Genomic DNA, 604 nt, shown 5'->3' on the forward strand with positions numbered 1-604 from the left:
CCAGTTTTACACGGTCAAACTTCTCTGTAAGTTCTAATAGCGCTGCGTCACCTTGAGTACGCACCTTTGCGATCACATCCGCAACTGCAGCGGTAATATTCGCGCCTTCCGCAATGGCAGGACGCTCCAATATTGCATCTTGTTGCTCTTCACTCAGTGATTGCCATACAACAGTTCTCATTGCCGTTACTCCATCATTTTTTCAATTGGTAGCACTAGAATTGAGCTCGCACCCAGTTCTTTTAGCTGTTCCATGGTTTCCCAGAACAAGTTCTCTGTACTCACCAAATGAACTGCAACTTTCTGTTTGTCTGCTGATAATGTTAAAACGGTTGGATCTTCTGCGCCCGGCAGTAATGCTTTAATTTGCTCCAACTTTCCAGCTGGTGCGTGCAACATGATGTATTTTGATTCTTTTGCCTGTTGAACGCCTTGCATACGAGTTAGCAATTTATTGATCAACTCTGCTTTGTCTGCGTCGAACTCACCAATGCGTTGGATAAGCGTCGCTTTGGATCTGAAGATGACTTCGGCTTCTTTCAGGCCGTTTGCTTCTAATGTTGCACCTGTAGAAACCAAATCTGCAATCGCATCCGCTAAGCCC

At 45.4% G+C, this 604-nt stretch carries 2 protein-coding genes; both read right to left on the bottom strand.

Annotated features, from left to right (window positions below; genetic code table 11):
* The coding region (locus R7190_RS28815) for a histidinol dehydrogenase (RefSeq protein WP_411978101.1) at positions 1-181 on the bottom strand (181 nt) is incomplete at its 3' end.
* Between the two features lie 5 nt (positions 182-186).
* A partial coding sequence (gene hisG / locus R7190_RS28820) for an ATP phosphoribosyltransferase (RefSeq protein WP_318138057.1) occupies positions 187-604 on the bottom strand: 418 nt, incomplete at its 5' end.

It is taken from the genome of Vibrio sp. 1078-1 (assembly GCF_033340475.1).